The sequence below is a fragment of the Streptomyces sp. NPDC104307 genome (assembly GCF_055584045.1).
On record NZ_JBVJMU010000043.1, the window covers coordinates 1 to 1,811 of the forward strand.

The 1,811-nt window shown below is 71.3% G+C and carries 1 protein-coding gene; it reads right to left on the reverse strand.

From position 1 onward, the window contains the following. Nucleotides 1–1,811, reverse strand: a 1,811-nt coding sequence (locus tag ACZ601_RS39060) for a zinc-binding dehydrogenase (protein WP_469547003.1), incomplete at both ends; no start/stop codon positions are given.

Below are 1,811 nucleotides of genomic sequence, written 5' to 3' on the forward strand. Positions count from 1 at the left end.
GTGGTGGGTGACGAGGTGGTGGGCGAGGAGTTGGGCGAGTTGGCCGGTGGCGCCGGTGATCAGGACGGTGCCGTCCGGATCGAGCCGCCTCGGCACCGTAAGGGCGACCTTTCCGGTGTGCCGGGCCTGGCTCATGTGCCGGTAGGCGTCGGGGGCCTGGCGGATGTCCCACGCCTGCACCGGCAGTGGCGTCAGTACGCCTGCCTCGAACAGGGCGACCAGCTCACCGAGCATTTCCTGGATCCGCTCGGGCCCCGCGTCCATCAGGTCGTACGGCTGGTAGGCGACGCCGTGATGGCGCTCGGCCACCTGTACGGCGTCACGGATGTCCGCCTTGCCGATCTCCAGGAACCGTCCGCCGCGTGGTAGGAGGCGCAGTGATGCGTCGACGAAGTCCTTGGCGAGGGCGTCGAGGACGACGTCCATGCCTCGGCCGTGGGTGGAGTCGAGGAAGTGCTGTTCGAATTCGAGGGTGCGGGAGTTGGCGAGGTGGGCGTCGTCGATGCCGAGGGCGCGCAGGGTGTCGTGTTTGCCGGGTGAGGCGGTGCCGTAGACCTCGGCTCCGAGGTGGCGGGCGAGCTGTACGGCGGCCATGCCGACACCGCCGGCAGCGGCGTGGATGAGCACGGACTCACCCGGGCGCACGCCGGCCAGATCCACCAGACCGTAATACGCCGTCAGGAAGACGATCGGTACGGTGGCGGCCTGGGCGAACGTCCAGCCGTCCGGCACCCGGACCAGCGTGCGGTGGTCGGTCACGGCCAGCGGCCCGCCGCCGTCGCCGAACAGACCCATCACCCGGTCGCCGAGGGCCAGCCCGCTCACGCCGGGTCCCGTCTCGACGACGACGCCTGCGGCCTCGCTGCCCATCGGGGCCTCGCCGGGGTAGCTGCCGAGTGCGATCAGTACGTCGCGGAAGTTGAGCCCGACCGCACGGACGGCCACCCGCACCTGCCCTGCTGCCAGCGGCTGTGTGGCGGAGGGGGAGGCGACCAGCTCAACGTTGTCGAGGCTGCCCTTGCCGGCGCTGCCGAGGCACCATCCGTCTGTACCGTCCGGCGGCGTGAGAACGGAGTCGGCGGCGGCCTTGACAAGCCGGTTGGCGAATATCTCGCCCTGCCGTATGGCGAGTTGCGGCTCGTCTACGGACGCGGCCACGCCGGCGCGCAGCACGCGGGCATCCGGAACACCAAGGTCCTCGTTGCCCACGTCACCGAGGTCGAGCAGCGCGAGACAGCCCGGCGCCTCGTTCTGTGCCGAACGCACCAGGCCCCACACAGCGGCCCCCGGCAGATCGGTGACGGCCTCCCCCGGCCTGGTGGCCTGGGCGCCCTGGGTTACCACACACAGCCGGGAGCGGGCGAACCGCTCGTCCTCCAGCCACAGTTGGATCGCGCGCAACGTCTCCGCGACCGCGCTGTGCGTATCGGCCACCGGGTCCGACGACGCGCCGTCCCGGCGACGCCGGTCGAGGAAGACCACGTCCGGCACGCGGTCACCCTGCGGGAACGCGTCGAGCAGTTCGCGCAGTCCGGCGTACGTCACGGTGTCCTCGCCCAAGGCCGCGGCCAGCTCCCTGGCCCGGTCCGGGCCGGCGGTCGCGATGACGGCGGCGCTCGCCGCGTCCGTGGTCTGCTCTCCCGTGGGCAAAAGGGCCCAGTTCACCGCGTGCAGCGTTTCCGGTACCGCGGAGGGGCTCCGCAGCTGGTCAGCGGTGATGGGGTGGAGGGTGAGGTTGTTGATGGTGAGGGTGGGGGTGGTGGGGTGGGTGGGGGTGGTGGCGGTGAGGGTGTAGGTGGTGTGGTCGGTGT